Source organism: Paenibacillus swuensis (assembly GCF_001644605.1).
Lineage (GTDB): Bacteria > Bacillota > Bacilli > Paenibacillales > DY6 > Paenibacillus_N > Paenibacillus_N swuensis.
The window spans coordinates 1,388,728-1,404,168 of record NZ_CP011388.1; the positions used below are offsets into that span (position 1 = coordinate 1,388,728).

Consider the following 15,441-nt stretch of genomic DNA (forward strand, 5'->3'; position numbering starts at 1 on the left):
TCTTAACGCTTGTAATCCGCAGCCGTGAAATCTTTGGTCGCATCCCAATGCGGGAACGTAAAATCTTTGCGGCTCACTTGAACACCTTCCGCCGTCACTTTCTTCAATGCATCGTCGAGCCCTTTGTTTAATTTCTCGTCGTACGCTTTGAGCAAGGCTGGCGCGTCTTTCTCTGCGCCCGTCAGCACCGATTGCAGAATCTCGTTAAATCCCGGCTTGACCTTCGGCTGACCCAACGTGCCGAGCTCTAGAACGACCTTGGATGTCTGCGGATTCTGAATAGCATAGTCCGGTCTCAGGCGCAGCACTTCTTTATGCAGCTTCAAGAAAGACTCGAATTCCGGGTAAGGATACAGCGCTTGGTTCTCGTTAATGCTCTGAATCGGCGTCAAAGCAACACCGCTGTTTAGGTATTTCTCATAGAACCATGGCGATGCGAAAGCTTTCTCAATGAATTCCGCCGCGGCTTCAGGGTTCTTGGATCCTGCGGAGATGATATACCCGTTGGGCTGGGCCTGCACGTAATGATGCGTAGGCTGACTGCCCGTCGGCGTCGGCACGGGTGCAAGCCCCAGCTTGACGTCCGGCGTATCCCGCTTGGCGATCCACATCCGGGCGCGCCCGTCAATGAGGAAAGCGGCCTTTCCTTGACCGAACAAGACGCTCGCCTCCGCAGCTTTAATTGTATAAGAAGAAGGAAGAATGCTGCCGTCCGCCTTTAGCTGCGTCACGAAATCGAAAGCGTCCAGCACCGCCTTGGAACTGTACTCATACTTTCCTGTGTTGTAGTTGAAGCCATCCACGACTTGCGGGGAGATGCCGGCGGAAAGCGAATGTACGATCTTGGTAATGCCTGCCGCATCCCCGTTGTCGCCGCCTCCGAAGACAAATCCGAAGACGTCACCTTTTCCTTGATCCGTGACCTTCTTGGCGGCTTCCCGCAGCTCCTTCCAGGTGGTCGGCGGTTTCTCCGGATCCAGCCCGGCATTCTGGAGCACATCCTTGTTATAGTACAAGATTGAACCGAGAACCGGTCCTGTCAGCGGCCAGGAGTATGTCTTCCCGTCAATTACGTTAACGCCTTCGGCGAACGACCCTTCAATGAACTGTTTCTTCCATGCATCCGTAACCAGACCGTCTAACGGCTGAGCCAGACCATTCGCCACCATACCGCGAATATCCGTATTCTGCGGCGTCATCAGGATATCCGGCAGTTCGTTCGAGGTTGCGGCCGCCTGCACCGCCGTATTGTATTCCGCCCATGGCATAAACCGAGCTTCCACACGAATGCGGCCTTTGTTCTTCTCATTAAATTCTTTAATCATCCGTTGACCGGGACTTGCGTCTCCTTTCAAGAAATCATTGCCGCCCCATACCGTTACGAGCGTCTCTTTCGCTTGCGGCTCAGCTGTTTCATTCTTAGCCTCACCCTTATTCTCACCCTTGTTCTCTGCCTTTGCCTGCCCCTTAGGCTGGGAATCCACGTTATTTCCCGCACAACCGCTAAGCGCAATCACCGAGGCCAGCGCTATCCCCGTCACCCATCTCAAACCATACTTACGTTTCATCAACACATCTATTCCTCCCCATATTTTACTAGCATCCTTCAACCTTTGACCGCACCGGCGACACCTTCAATAAAATAACGCTGCAACATGATAAATACGGCCAAAATAGGGACAAGCGAAATGCTCGCAGCCGCGGCCATACCGGTCCAATCCATGGTGTTCTCCCCCACGAACTGGAACATGCCGACACCCAAGGTCCGCAGTTCAGGTTTGCTGAGCGTGAGTGTGAGCGGCATCAGGAACGCGTTCCAAGACCACATAAACTGCATGATGGCCGTCGTGGCGATGATCGGTTTGGCCAAGGGCAGCATAATGGTCGCGAATGTTCGAACAAAACCGCTCCCATCCACCTCCGCGGATTCCTCCAATTCCTTCGGCAAACCCCTAAAGTAAGCCACGAACAACAGAATAAACAGCACATGCCCTCCGCCGACTTCCGCGATAATGATCCCCCACAGCGAGTTATTCAAACCCAGCGCATTCACGAGCGAATAGATCGAAATAATCGTGTATCCCTTGGGCATGAACAAGGTCGCCGTAATAGCCGAAACAAACAGCAATCGTCCCCTAAACCGGAATCGGCCTATGGCGTAACCCGTCAGCGAGCACAGCGCGATGATGATGACGACTACAGAAACGGTGACGATGAGCGTATTCCAGAAATACACGGAAAAGCGCGCCGTCTCCCAGGCTCTCGCGAAATTCGAGAATTGAATCTGCTGCGGTACCAGGTTAATGCCCGATGTAATGTACTCGTTATTCGTCTTGAACGAAGCCGTGATCATCCAGATGAAAGGAAACACCCAGATGAGACCAAGCCCGAGCAATAACGTGTGTACAACGAGTACAGGGGCAAACTTAAGCTTCTTCTTCATCGTGACACCTCCTAAGCCGCTCCCGATGCTTTACGGCCTCCGCTCCATTTCACCAACAATCCCAACAGGACCGAAATCAACATGACGACAATTCCGTACAGGACGCCCGCGGCGGAAGCGAATCCGATGCGCGCCTCCCCGCTGCCCGAGAAGGCATACCGATAAATGTATAAGTCCACCATGTCCGTTTGGAAAGCGGGGCCGCCGTCCGTCATCGTTTTCACCAGATCAAATACATGAAGTGCATTCACGGCCGATATGAGCAAAATAACGCTTCCCACAGGAATCAACAACGGAAGTGTGAGGTAACGCAGCAGTTGCCAAGGGGATGCGCCGTCGATACGAGCCGCTTCGAACAACTCTTTGGGCAACGATTGAATGCCCGCGAGCCAATACACCAGCTTCATCCCGAAACTCTTCCAGATTCCGACCAGGATGACAATGGTCATGGCGGTTTCCGTCGACCCGAGCCAGTTGACAGGCGTATCAATCAAACCCAGTGTGAGCAACACCTCGTTCAGCAGACCTTTGTAAGCACCAAATACGAACCGCATCACCAATCCGACGACCGCAGTCGTGGTCACAACAGGCAGAAAGTAGAGCGTCCGGTAGAACACTTTGCCCCTTAGCCAATTCGCATCCAACAACAAGGCCATCAGAAGCGCCAGGGGCACTTGAATCGCGACCAACGCTACCATGAACAGAAGACTGTTCCGAAAAGCATTCCAGAAGTAGGGATCCAGCAGCGTTTCTTTGAAATTGGCCAAGCCTGCAAAGTCTTTAAGTGAACCGTACCCGTTCCAGTTAAAAAAAGCGTACACATAGCTCATGATGGTGGGATACAGCGTAAACAGAATAAACAAAATCAGCTGCGGAGCAATAAACGCAAGACACCAGAGTTCCTTGCGCGTTCGATAATGCAGTCTTGCCCGATGCGCCGGCCTGCGTAATGCTTTGGGTACAATCGTCTGCATGGTTCACCTCCCTCCATGTTAGAAGCCGCTGTGCTTCACAACCGCCCACGTTCGGTTTTCAATGGCCGATTCCACGGCTTCCACCACTTCCTGACAGCGAAGACCATCCACGCACGTAGGCAGCGCCGGTGTCAGCCGACGGCCGGATACGGCATCCAGCACATCCTTCACGAGGTGAACAAATGTATTCTCGAAGCCGATCACATGCCCCGGTCCCCACCATCCTTCGGCATACGGATGAATGCCCGGACGCGTGACCGTAATCTTGCGGTAACCCTGCACATGGGACGCGTCTTCCGTAGTAAAATACTCCAGCTCATTCAATTGTTGAAAGTTGAACCGCACACTCCCTCGGCTTCCCGAAATCTCGAATTCGTTCGTACATTTATGGCCCGTAGCGTAGCGCGTAGCCTCCAACGTACCCAGTGCCCCGTTGGCAAACTGCAGCAAAGCCGCCGTAGCGTCATCTACCGTCACCGAATGAAGCGCATCGCTGCCGGGAACGGGACGTTCATAGATGAACGTCCGAGCCGTCGCCGAAACCTCCGCAATATCCCCGACCAGGTAACGTGCCAGATCGATGATATGGCTCCCCAGATCACCCAGGGCGCCGGAACCCGCTTCTGTCTTGTCTAACCGCCAGGTGGCCGGGGCATTGGAATCTACAAGCCAGTCTTGAAGGAATCGGCCGCGAAAGTGATAAATCTGTCCAATCTTGCCTTCATCGATAAGCTGTTTCGCCAGCTGAACCGCCGGCACGTAGCGATAGTTGAAGCACACGGCGTGACGCATGCCGAAGTCCTGTTCAGCCTTTAGAACGGCTTCCGTCATGGCGCGGGCACGATCCCCATTCAGCGCAATCGGCTTCTCAACCAGCACATGCTTGCCGAAGCGCGCCGCTTCCACGACAATCTCGTCGTGAAGACGATTCGGCGCGCAGATGTCCACCAGATCCACTTCCTCTTGCCGGAGGAGTTCCTTCCAATCGCGGGTGATTCCCTTCCATCCAAAGTTTGCCGCCATGGAAGCCAGCGCTTCCGGATCTCTCCCGCAAATCCATTCCATTCGCGGCACGGCCGTTTCGAAGAATGCATTGACGTTGCGGTAAGCGAAGCTGTGCGCTCTTCCCATCTTCTTGTAGCCAACCAATCCTATGCCTACGGTATTCATCGCGTAAACTCCTCAATCGATATAGATACCCGCGTATTTCTTATTGATTTCATCCGTTATTTGCTGACCTCCCGATTGTTTCCACAGGGTCACGAAGTCATCAAAGCCCTTCTCCAAATCGATTTCGCCTTTAATAAATTTGACGATATATTCATTCTCCAGCTTGTTCAGATCCGGATACTCGGTCATTGCGGGTACGGACACTTTGAGCTGTTCTACCGTTGTCACACCTTGACTTAGCTGATCCCGGAACGTTTCGACTTCCACCGGATAGTCGTATTTCTCCATATGCTTCGATTTATTCCCGAACAGACCGTAGAACGTTCCTGCGCCGATTTTATATTTGAGGGCTTCACTTGCGTACTCCGGCTTCATGATCGGCTTGCCGTCCTGAAGTTCGTAGTGGTCGCCTTCCAATCCGTATACTGCGGTTAGATAGGTACTGTCGTCACTGGATAAAGCATGAAGGATCTCCAAGATGCGCTGTTTCTTCTCCGGGGATTCAGCAACCTGCGCACCCAGCGCGACAAATCCGTTCTTCGAGCCATAGGAGAAGGCGGTGCCCGCCCCGTTTGGCCCCGTAAGCGGTTTGCCGATCACGATAGGCGTGTTCGAGTTCTTGGCCTTAAACGGGACACCGATGAGTCCCATCTGGGTATTGAATTGAAATGACATCCAATCGGCCGCGCCCAGTTTCTGATTAATGAAATCGTTGTGGAAGTCCTTGGGCTTCTTAGTGATGAATTCTGGATCGAGCAGACCCTCTTTGTACCACCGATTCAGCACTTTAAGCGCCTCGCGCGAAGCATCCGAGATGAGACCGTTGACAATGATGTTATCTTGAACCATCCACCCGGGTATGGTCTGAAATGCGCCGAATACGGCGTTGAAGGATCGCTGTTCCACCCCAAAGGAGGAATACCCGTAAGTATCCTTGACCCCGTTGCCGTCGGGATCATTGTTACGGAATTTGTGGATGACGTCCTCAAACTCCTCCAGCGTTTTCGGCGGCTCAGTGTACCCGATTTTTTTGAGCCAATCACCGTTATATGCGGGTAGAAAAGGAAGACTTCCCAATGGCCAATAGATGGGCAGCGCATAGCTTTTGCCGTCGACAAGGGCGTACTTCCACAGGGATGGATCGACCTCGTCTATGGACTTAGCGTAATCGGGAAGAGCTTGACGAATATCCTGTTCGGATAATTCCGCCAGAACGCCTTGCTTTGTAAACATCTCCACTTGTTCCGGGTTATCCAGCCACAATACGTCGGGAATTTCACCGCCGCTCAGCTTGATATTCAGTTGCTCGCTATAGTTCCCTCGTTCGAGGCGAATATTGGTGAACTTTACGTTGAACTGTTGCTCGAGCGCTTTCTGCACTGGCGTGTCATCCGTATCAGGCGGGTTAAAGCTTACCCAGGTGATCGGGATGGGAGCCTGTTTCTGTTTGTTATCTGTGCTAGTCGTCTCCGGCGATTTAACGGCCTCTCCGCCGCTGCAGCCGCTTAACGCCGCTCCTGCCAGCACGCTGATGATCATCGCCGCCTTCAACATATACTTGCTTGCAGCCATGTTACTTCCTCCTTCAATTAGAAATAATTCTTAAATAGTTTAAAGGGCTACCCTTTGAGAGAGCCGACAAGAACGCCTTTGACGAAATACTTCTGAATAAAGGGGTATACGACCATGATCGGCACAATACTCACCATCAACGTTGCCGCCTTGACCGTTTCGGGAATAACGGATTCCACACCGGAAACCTGATCCATCAGCGCCTGTGTTTCCACCGTCATGTTCTCGACAACCAATCTGCGCAAATAAGTTTGGAGAACCATCAGCTTAGGATCCTGAATATAGAGCAGACCGTCATACCAGGCATTCCAATGGTGTACCGCGGTCCAGAGTCCAATGGTTGCCAGAATCGGTCTGGATAAGGGAAGCACGATGGAGAAAAGGATGCGAATATCGCTTGCTCCGTCGATCTTGGCGGAATCCTCAAGCTCCTCCGGCAAACTCGCGAAGAAATTACGCATGATGAGCATGGAGAACGTACTGATCAGAAACGGCGGCAGAAGGATGTATGCCCAACGAGAGTCGATCATCCCCAAATTTTTCACAAGCAGATACGTAGGAATGAGTCCTCCTTGAAAAAACATGGTGAATACAAAGAACATGGTGTAGAAACTCCTGTGGGGCAAATACTTCTTGGACAACGGATAGGCCGTCGCAGCCATGAACAGAAGCGCCAGCGGTGTTCCGACCAAGGTGCGGAAGAGGGTGTTTCCGAAACCGATCCAGACGCGCTCGGATTGAAATACTTTGCGATAAGCTTCCAGGGATAGCTCCTTAGGAAACAGATGAATGCCGGGACGAATCGCCTCCGGAGGCGTGCTGAACGAAACCGACATAAGATGGATAAACGGGTAGACCATGGAGATGCAGAGCAGTGAAATGAGTCCGACGGCAGTCACCTGAAACCATCGTTCCCCTGTCGTCATATGAACAGGCATGCACTCACCCCCTAGAAAAGGCCTTCTTGACCCGATTTTTTGACCAGATAGTTAGCAGACAACAGCATGAGAAAGCCTACCAGATTCTTGAACAAGCCTACCGCAGTGGTGAAGCTGTATTGCATCTTGGTAATGCCCACCCTGAACACATAGGTGTCAATAATGTCCCCAACTTCATAGACTCCCGCATTATACAGATTGAACACTTGATCAAACCCCGCATCCATTAAGTCTCCCACTCTCAAAATAAACATGATGGCGATAATGGGCAGAATACCGGGCAGCGTTATATGCACGAGTTGCTTCCAACGATTAGCCCCGTCCACATGAGCGGCTTCGTACAGTTGAGGATTGATCCCGGCTAAAGCGGCTAAGTAAACGATCGTTCCCCAGCCGATTTCTTTCCATATGGATGAAACAACCAGTGTAAACCGGAAATACGCAGGATCGCCGAGAAAATAGATCGGCTCCATGCCGAACAGCGAAAGCAGCTGATTGACAATCCCGTGGTTGGGTGACAACATCGTGAGCAGCAGGCCCGACAACACAACCCAGGATAAGAAATGCGGCATATAGGAAATGGACTGCGCGATGCGTTTGAACAGCTTGAATCTGAGTTCATTGAAAAGCAATGCCAACACGATGGGTGCCGGGAAACCGAACAGGATGTGATAGAAGCTGATGATCAGCGTGTTTTTCAGAATCCGTCCGAAATCATTGGTGGATGAGAACATTCGTTCAAAATGTTTGAGGCCGACCCAGGGACTTCCCGTGATCCCGTCAACAATCCGAAAATCCTTAAAAGCCAGTTGGATTCCGTATAAGGGGCCGTAGTAAAACACCGCGTACCATACGAGTGCCGGAAGCAGCATCAAGAACAGGTACTTGTGTTTGTAATAGAGCTTTATCGTATCGGCAAGCTTCCTGGGCAGCGATAATTTCACAGCGGTCAACCCTGACGTAGAGGGATGTTTGTTACCTTCCATAGCACCCTCCTGATTACACGTTGAGTTGCTGTTTCAAATAGTTCCGGCTCATGGAAGCGCTAAGGAACGGATCCCGGTCTGTGAAGTCCTGTTCCACCGTCCACCAAGGCAACCGGAGATCGGCTAACCTGTGCAGCAGCGGCTCCAGGTTCATCTCCCCTTCTCCAAGTTCCTTCCACTGCTCCCCCAGCGTATCTTTGACATGAACATATCGGATGTCCTCACTGTAACGGTCTATGAAGTCGATCACATCAACTCCCGCCCGATGTACCCAGGCCAGATCTACGGCCAAGGGCACGTGATACGACTTCGTCAGAGTGTCGAAGAACGACGCCGTGCCGCCTGTAAATTCAGCAGCGTGATTGTGATAACACAATGTCGTTCCTTCCTCGCCGCATAGCTCCCTGACCTGCGCGGCGAGCTCGAACCACGGCTGCTGCTGCGGCTCATAGCCCATGCTCACTATCAAGTATGGAATCTCCAGCTCGTTCATCCCTTCAAGCAATCGCTTCAGCCTCTCTTTCCCCTCCTGCTTCTCGAACGCCAGCAGATTGGCGTGAAGAGCCGCCAACGAGAAATCGGGGTTACGCTGCAAATAACGCTTTAGCTGCTGCTCTTGCTCCAACAAGATCGTGTACCGAACCTCAACGCCCGCATACCCTGCCAGAGCCGCCTGATCGAAGACGGCGGCGAAATTCTCCGCCACTTGCGTAAGCCCCCATAACCTTGCCTGTATGGCCACTTTGGTGTTACTCATCGAATTGCCCCCTAGAGATACTGCTCGAGATGCCTCTTGGCATGCAGCAGCCCTTGTTGAATTCGTTCATCCGAACCGGACCAGACCGGATCCTCGTGCTCGATGCTAAGGATGCCGCCGTAGTTAACCTCCTGCAGCGCGGTAATGAATCGGCCCCAGTCCACGTCCCCCTGGCCCGGAATGCGATGACGCCACCAGCGGCAGGTCAACATACCTTCCTCGCGCAGAACAGACGGCAGCACTTCGGTGTCCTTGGCTTGCGCCAGGAAGATACGGTCTTTGAATTCGTGAACGGCATGGGCATAATCGATACCCTGCCATACGAGATGCGAAGGATCTAAATTCAACCCTAAGGCGGGAGACGGCACAAGCTCAAACAAGGATCGCCACAACACGGGTGAAACCGCTATGTTATGAACGGGCGGCCAGAATTCATACATGGGACAGTTCTCGAACGCCAGCTTGACGCCTAACTTCTCCGCCTCCTCTGCGATAGGTGTAAATACCTCGGCATAGGGCTCCAAATTCGCTTCCAGCGTCTTGCTTGGATCACGCCCCGTAAAGGTGGAAACGATCGGAATACCCAGGCGATGTGCCGCACGGAGCAGAACGGCTATCATCTCCCTCGCTTCGCTGCGGTCCGCCGGGTTCGGAGACAGAAACGGAATGGCCCCGAACATGAGACCGGTGATGGGCAGCTCATATCGGTCTTGTATGCTTAACAAGCGATCCAGATCCTTGCCTTCCGCAAGCTGCCGCCAATTCAGATGTTTGTAGCGGGGACCAGCATGCAGTTCTACGCCGGCAAACCCATGCTCCTTGGCCCACTGAAACGTACGCTCAACCTCCCAATGCAACAGGCAGGAGTTGTAGATCCCTACTTTCATGCACTCAACTCCCGGGAGAAACGCTCGAAGTCAATCGCTTCACCGGTCTCGATTGATTTAAAGATGGCAAGCGTGAGGGTCAGCACATCCCTGCCGGCCTGGAATCCTGCGCTTGCTGCGCCTTGTTGCTCGATCGATTGAACGAACAACTGAAACTGCTCCTGATGCAAGGACGGGTAGACGTGCAGCGGTACTTCCTCCACACCGTCTTCTTCATAGACGGTGATCTTGGACGGGTTGGCGTTGAAGCCGCCTTCAGCTCCGCCCCGGGGTCCCAGGATGCGGTCCTGGTGTCCCCGCAGCTTCGTCTGAGGCGGCATCCCCCAACTGACCGTGAATGTTCCGATGTCACCGGACTCATATTCCACGGTCACGACGGCGGAATCAATCGCCAGTTCCTCGATATGGGACAGCTCCCGGCGTTCTCTAGCCAGCACGCGGCCTTGCGCGTACACTGTCTTCGGCGACGAATTAAATACGGTCTGCCACATCATGTAGTAATGACAGCCCAGGTCCATCAACGGTCCCATATTGCCGTTCGCATCGTGCATGATTCGCTTGGGGCGGATTTCCGCTATAGAGTCACAAGCGAAGAGTACAGGTCTCCCGAGCCGGCCGCTCTGCACCAAAGCCCGCGCAGCCAGCACGCCTTGCGACAGATTTCGCTGCAAACCTAAACCGAATTGAACGCCTGCCTCCGTCACGGCCTTCTCCATCGCATCCGCGTCCTCGAGGCTTCTTGTTAACGGCTTTTCGCAGAAAATATGCTTTCCCTGATTCGCTGCGAATACCGTAACCTCTCTATGCAAGGGAAGCGGCAAGCAGATGGACACGATATCCACATTCCCTTGGGGAATGGATTCTTGGTAGTCGGTATAAACCCCCGGCACTTGAAATGCTTGGGCTAGAGCTTCCGCCCTCCCTTGGTCTACATCGGTAACAGAGACAACTTGGTGCCCGGCGAGCTGCCAGCCCTTGACATGCTGCCTGCCCATGTCACCGGCACCGATTACCGCAATGTTCCACACTTTGGTCATTGAACCTTCTCCTTAGAACGGGCTGCGGCCTGCACATCGGCCAACAGCTCCTTAATATATGCAACACTGGTATGAAGTTCGGTCAACCCCGCTTCCTTGCACTCAAATCCAAGCGGACCGTCGTAACGGACCTTATGAAGCACATGAAGAACCTGCTGGAAATCAACTACACCCTGTCCAGGCAACTTGCGCTCGGAATCGGACAGATGTACGAGCCCGAGTGCTGAGCCTAACTGAGCGGTAACATCCGTCACATCCTGCTGCTCCACAAACATGTGATACGTATCAATCATCGTCTTCACATTGGGGCGCCCGACCTCGCTTACAAGAGCCAAGCCCTTCAGAGGATCGTGCAAAAACTCGCTTTCCCTGCGGTTTAACGGTTCCATGATGAGCGTTACGGGGATCCCCGCAGCCCACTCGGCCAACTCATCCAGCATCGTAATGAGCACCCAATCGGATGCCTCCGGCCTCAGTTCCGACTTACCGAAACGCGGTACAAAGATCAATCGTCCGGCTCCGACCTCGGCAGCCAGCTCTATACGCTCTTTGAACAAATCCAGAGCTTGAACGCGCGCAGCCGCCGTCAAATCGATTAATGAGCTGCCCGCCTTTCCCAATTGCCCGTAGACTGCGGCAGACACGAGTCCGGTATCCCGCAACGCGCTTTTCACCTCGATCAACTGTTGCTTGAGCACCCCTCCCATAAGATCGATGCCATCAAAACCCGCGTCCTTCACTTTCCTGCAAACCTCGCTCATATTCAGACCCTGAATCATATTTTCCTTGCAAGTCAGTAACATAGTTATGAAACTCCTCCTCTTTCTGAATACAGAAAAACACCATATCGGCGAGTTGCTCAAACATGCGCATAACGTTAATGCACGCGTAAGGGGCTTCGTTTCCATGGTGTCTCCAGTGGTCCGGTCGACAATTCCTACTAATCATATAGGATTTATTATGTTAAAGTTATATTATCAAGGCGGATGCGGATCGTCAATGTCAGTTTGCGTGCCAATACCATTTGTCACTTTGTGTGCTGCCTATATTAACCGAAAGAGGGAGATCCATTGTGTACGAACAGCATAATCAATTTATTGAACGACACTTCTTTACACCCTCCGAACATGAAAAGATCAGCGGGGTATGGCCGGTAAGGCTGGGCAGAAATCGGGCTAAGCCCAACTATTACATCGGTCCCAAGGTATCCTCCCTATGCAGCTTGCATTTCGTATTGAAAGGCAAAGGTATGTTCGTTCAAGACGAGATTCATTATCCTATTGCCGAACAAGACTTATTCTGCTTATTCCCGAAGAAATCGTCGGTATACTATACCGATCCGGATCATCCTCTTGAGATGATCTGGGTCGCATTCGACGGCAAGCATACGATACGCACCTTATATCGAGCGGGCATTAAGCCCAACGAGCCTCACACGAAATCCGCCCTGACTCCGGAAGTAAAAGCAACGCTGCAAGAATGGTTTCAACTTGCTGAAGGGGGTGAACGCCTAAGCGCGGATTACTTCCGGCTTGCATTAACCTTCAAGTTATTCGGGCATTTGACGGTAAACTCGCATGAGAATACCCCGGAGCACAGAACGGAAGCCTCCACGGATTGGCTTGCCATGGCTCAGGACTACTTAAAAAGCCATTACATGGAGGGAGTAAGCGTTGACAAGGCAGCGCAGTTCGTGGGCATTGATCGGAGTCATTTCAGCAAGAAATTTCGACAGACTTACGGTTTGTCGCCCATCCAATACATTCAAGGGCTGAAGATGGAACAAGCCAGGCAGATGATGGCCGAAAATACATATTCCCTTACAGAAATCGCGCTATCGGTCGGCTATCCCGACTTATTCAGTTTCTCCAAAGCGTTCAAGCGACACTATACGGTTACACCCACAGCTTATGCGATCCAGTTGAACAACAAAGATGCCCTTACATCGGAGTGACGACCGCCGCCTTCCCTCATTCGTTCTTTCCCGACTCACAAAAAAAGACCTCCAAGAGGAGGTCTGTTTAGATCATTCATGAGGTTGGGAAGAAACCCAGTTCCCTCCATCGGTTTCGAACCACACGTCGGGCCGATATTTGGTGCTCCAGTACTCCACATCCGGATAGCGCGTATTCAACCTGGCTTTTAATTGTCCGCTGTTGGTAAGATCATTGGAAATTTGAGTAATGATGACTTTATGGGTCTGTTTGGCGAACACATAATCAAGGAACGTGTTAGAGTTGGAATCGTTATAACCATGATGTCCCGCTTTGAGAATATGATTATCATTCAAACCATGATTTAATCTCAAATCATTCAGCGTATCGTTTAAGGCGTCCCCCGTAAAGAGAATGCCTTTATTGTTATATTTCAAAGAGAATACAAGGGAGTAACTGTTAGCGGTATTCCCTGTTCCGGAAGCGTTTAGAACGACCCCGGTTCGCGGTGAAAGCACTTTGGCGGATAAACTGTAGCCGTTCACGGTTGTGGTTGGGAACAGATAATCATTGGCTACCTTCTTCTCGATCGTAATGCCCTTCGCACTAGCTGCGGTTTGCATGGCAATATAATCCGGAGAAGTGTCCGGTGCGCCGTCGCCCGGGAAGAAGATTTGTCCGATATCGAATTGATTAATAATCTCCGAATGGTTGCCGATGTGATCCAGATGCATATGTGTGGCGACAAGATAATCGATACGCGTAACGCCTAAATCCTGAATCTTCTGAAGCACAATACTTTCTTCCTCGGCAATACCGGAATCAACCAGCATAATCTTGTTGTTCGGGAGTTGAACCAGAATGGCGTCCCCCGTTACTCCCAGGACATGTACTTTCAGGGAAGGGCCCACCGCGAATCCGCGATTAGGGGCGATGTACAGGAATGCAGTCACAAGCAGAGCAAGAGCGAACAAACTTACCAGGCCGGATTTCCTAAATCTTTTCATCGTCATCATTCATTCCTCCTGATTAATAGATAGACCCATTAATACCCACTAATTTTATAGGGTTTATTGGATATAGAGATCATACCAAGAGTTGATGCACCTTGAAATGTCAATCTGGGTGTTCCTTTATTTGTCATTTTAGGTGTCCATCCGCACAGCGTAAGAAAACCTCTATCGAGCGAGGTCTCTCAGGGTAGGCGGCCGTGTTCTTGGCTCTGTTGGAAACTACAGAGTTCGCGCGCGGAGCTGGATCATGTTGCTGGCTGGGTCAACTACCACGTAATAAATGCATTTCAGCGTCGATGCTGGGTTATCCCCAAGAATCAGGTGAACATTATATTCGTTTCGATGCTGGGTTATCCCCAAGAATCAGGTGAAAATGCTATCCGTTCTTTCCAAAAAAATTTGTAGTAATTAACAAATAACTTAGTTATTGGGATTAATCCAACATCATTTAAACTCATGTCAGTCCTTCTGTTCGAGTTCCTTTCGTTCATTATGGTTACAGAAAGCATAACGCTTGCGACACATTAAATTACATTTGCGATTCTGTTCTTTGTTAGAAGAAACGAGCAATTTTTTATATTTCCTTCTCCACATTTTCCATATATCACTGCATTGCCTACTTCTATCACACCACTGAGCCTTCGGGATAACCCAGCATTCCAGTTCTTCGATCATACCACTGAGCCTTCGGGATAACCCAGCATTCCAGTTCTTCGATCATACCACTGAGCCTTCGGGATAACCCAGCATTCCAGTTTAACTAAACAAACCTAGTTATCACCCATAATTTATATACTTTCTAATATATTAAAAAAAAGAGCAAGGCCTAAGCCCTGCTCCCCCACAACGTATATTTTACTTCACAAATCCAAGCAGCATTTCGCGAATCAGCTTGGCAGCCACAATTTGTGTTTGCTCGCTATGGTCGTAGACCGGAGCCACTTCCACCACATCACAGCCCACCACGTTAGCACCGGATGCGGCGATCGCATGCACAGCGCCCAACAGTTCCTTGGACGTGATGCCGCCGGCTTCCGCCGTGCCTGTGCCCGGCGCCGCGGACGGATCCAGGACGTCGATGTCAATTGTCACGTACACTGGACGGCCTTCAAGCTCAGGCAACGCCTGCTTCAACGGCTCCAACACTTCGAACGGGAAGAAGTTGATGTTCTCGCGTCCGTACTTGAACTCCTCGCGAGAGCCCGAGCGAATGCCGAACTGATAGATGTTCTTGCCTCCCATCATCTCCGCCGCCTTGCGAATCGGCGTAGAGTGGGACAGCGGTTCGCCTTCATAATTCTCGCGTAGATCCGCATGCGCGTCGATATGAATGATGGCGAGATCCGGATACTTCTTGTAAACTTCTTGCAGCACCGGCCAAGTTACCAGATGTTCGCCGCCCATGCCGACCGGGAATTTCCCGTCCGACAACAATCCGCTCACGTACTCCTGAATAATATCCAGGCTGCGTCCCGCGTTGCCGAAAGGAAGCAACAGATCGCCAGCATCAAAGTAAGTGATTTCTTCCAGACTCTTGTCGAGATACGGGCTGTATTCTTCCAGTCCAATCGATACCTCGCGAATCCGGGCAGGTCCGAACCGGGAACCCGGACGGAACGATACCGTGTAGTCCATCGGCATGCCGTAAATGACCGCTTTGCTGCTCGCATAGTCGTCAGAGCTTAAGATGAAGACGTTGCCTGAGTATGTTTGATCCAAACGCATGAAGT

At 51.6% G+C, this 15,441-nt stretch carries 14 protein-coding genes; 1 reads left to right on the forward strand and 13 read right to left on the reverse strand.

Annotated elements, in window-relative coordinates:
- Positions 1-2 precede the first annotated feature (2 nt).
- Genes SY83_RS05925 through SY83_RS05975 form a run of 11 tightly spaced genes read right to left on the reverse strand, consistent with a single transcriptional unit; the run spans position 3 to position 11,567 of the window.
- A complete protein-coding gene (locus tag SY83_RS05925) occupies positions 3-1,568 on the reverse strand; it encodes an ABC transporter substrate-binding protein (protein ID WP_068610926.1) in 1,566 nt (521 codons plus the stop codon).
- A gap of 38 nt (positions 1,569-1,606) precedes the next feature.
- On the reverse strand, positions 1,607-2,443 hold the full coding sequence (locus SY83_RS05930; RefSeq protein WP_068605162.1) for a carbohydrate ABC transporter permease: 837 nt from the start codon (positions 2,441-2,443) through the stop codon (positions 1,607-1,609).
- Positions 2,444-2,454: 11 nt separating this feature from the next.
- Positions 2,455-3,417 (reverse strand): carbohydrate ABC transporter permease, encoded by a 963-nt coding sequence (locus tag SY83_RS05935; RefSeq protein ID WP_068605164.1) that lies wholly within the window; start codon positions 3,415-3,417, stop codon positions 2,455-2,457.
- 18 nt (positions 3,418-3,435) lie between these two features.
- The gene (locus SY83_RS05940) at positions 3,436-4,587 is read right to left on the reverse strand and encodes a Gfo/Idh/MocA family protein (RefSeq protein WP_068605166.1); all 1,152 of its coding nucleotides are present in this window, start codon (positions 4,585-4,587) and stop codon (positions 3,436-3,438) included.
- A gap of 12 nt (positions 4,588-4,599) precedes the next feature.
- Positions 4,600-6,159, reverse strand: coding sequence for a type 2 periplasmic-binding domain-containing protein (locus tag SY83_RS05945; protein ID WP_068605168.1), 1,560 nt, complete (start codon positions 6,157-6,159; stop codon positions 4,600-4,602).
- A gap of 47 nt (positions 6,160-6,206) precedes the next feature.
- Positions 6,207-7,097 (reverse strand): carbohydrate ABC transporter permease, encoded by an 891-nt coding sequence (locus tag SY83_RS05950; protein WP_068605169.1) that lies wholly within the window; start codon positions 7,095-7,097, stop codon positions 6,207-6,209.
- Between the two features lie 11 nt (positions 7,098-7,108).
- The gene (locus tag SY83_RS05955; protein ID WP_082882354.1) at positions 7,109-8,083 is read right to left on the reverse strand and encodes an ABC transporter permease; all 975 of its coding nucleotides are present in this window, start codon (positions 8,081-8,083) and stop codon (positions 7,109-7,111) included.
- A 13-nt stretch (positions 8,084-8,096) separates the two neighbouring features.
- Positions 8,097-8,840 (reverse strand): sugar phosphate isomerase/epimerase family protein, encoded by a 744-nt coding sequence (locus tag SY83_RS05960; RefSeq protein WP_068605171.1) that lies wholly within the window; start codon positions 8,838-8,840, stop codon positions 8,097-8,099.
- Between the two features lie 11 nt (positions 8,841-8,851).
- Positions 8,852-9,727, reverse strand: coding sequence for a sugar phosphate isomerase/epimerase family protein (locus tag SY83_RS05965; RefSeq protein WP_068605173.1), 876 nt, complete (start codon positions 9,725-9,727; stop codon positions 8,852-8,854).
- Positions 9,724-10,764 carry a Gfo/Idh/MocA family protein gene (locus SY83_RS05970; RefSeq protein ID WP_068605175.1) on the reverse strand — a complete coding sequence of 347 codons (1,041 nt, stop codon included), beginning with the start codon at positions 10,762-10,764 and terminating at the stop codon, positions 9,724-9,726. The genes SY83_RS05965 and SY83_RS05970 overlap by 4 nt, the downstream gene beginning before the upstream one ends.
- Positions 10,761-11,567: a sugar phosphate isomerase/epimerase family protein gene (locus SY83_RS05975; protein ID WP_068605177.1), complete on the reverse strand. Its 807-nt coding sequence runs from the start codon at positions 11,565-11,567 to the stop codon at positions 10,761-10,763. Before SY83_RS05975 ends, SY83_RS05970 begins: the two co-directional genes overlap by 4 nt.
- A gap of 269 nt (positions 11,568-11,836) precedes the next feature.
- Between SY83_RS05975 and SY83_RS05980 the strand changes: the two genes are divergently transcribed.
- Positions 11,837-12,718 (forward strand): AraC family transcriptional regulator, encoded by an 882-nt coding sequence (locus SY83_RS05980; RefSeq protein WP_157279801.1) that lies wholly within the window; start codon positions 11,837-11,839, stop codon positions 12,716-12,718.
- Between the two features lie 72 nt (positions 12,719-12,790).
- Here the strand turns inward: SY83_RS05980 and SY83_RS05985 are convergent, their stop codons facing one another.
- Both SY83_RS05985 and speB read right to left on the reverse strand, forming a co-directional pair.
- Positions 12,791-13,711, reverse strand: coding sequence for a ComEC/Rec2 family competence protein (locus tag SY83_RS05985; RefSeq protein ID WP_068605179.1), 921 nt, complete (start codon positions 13,709-13,711; stop codon positions 12,791-12,793).
- A gap of 855 nt (positions 13,712-14,566) precedes the next feature.
- Positions 14,567-15,436, reverse strand: a complete 870-nt coding sequence (speB, locus tag SY83_RS05990) for an agmatinase (RefSeq protein ID WP_068605180.1) — start codon at positions 15,434-15,436, stop codon at positions 14,567-14,569.
- Positions 15,437-15,441: the final 5 nt, after the last annotated feature.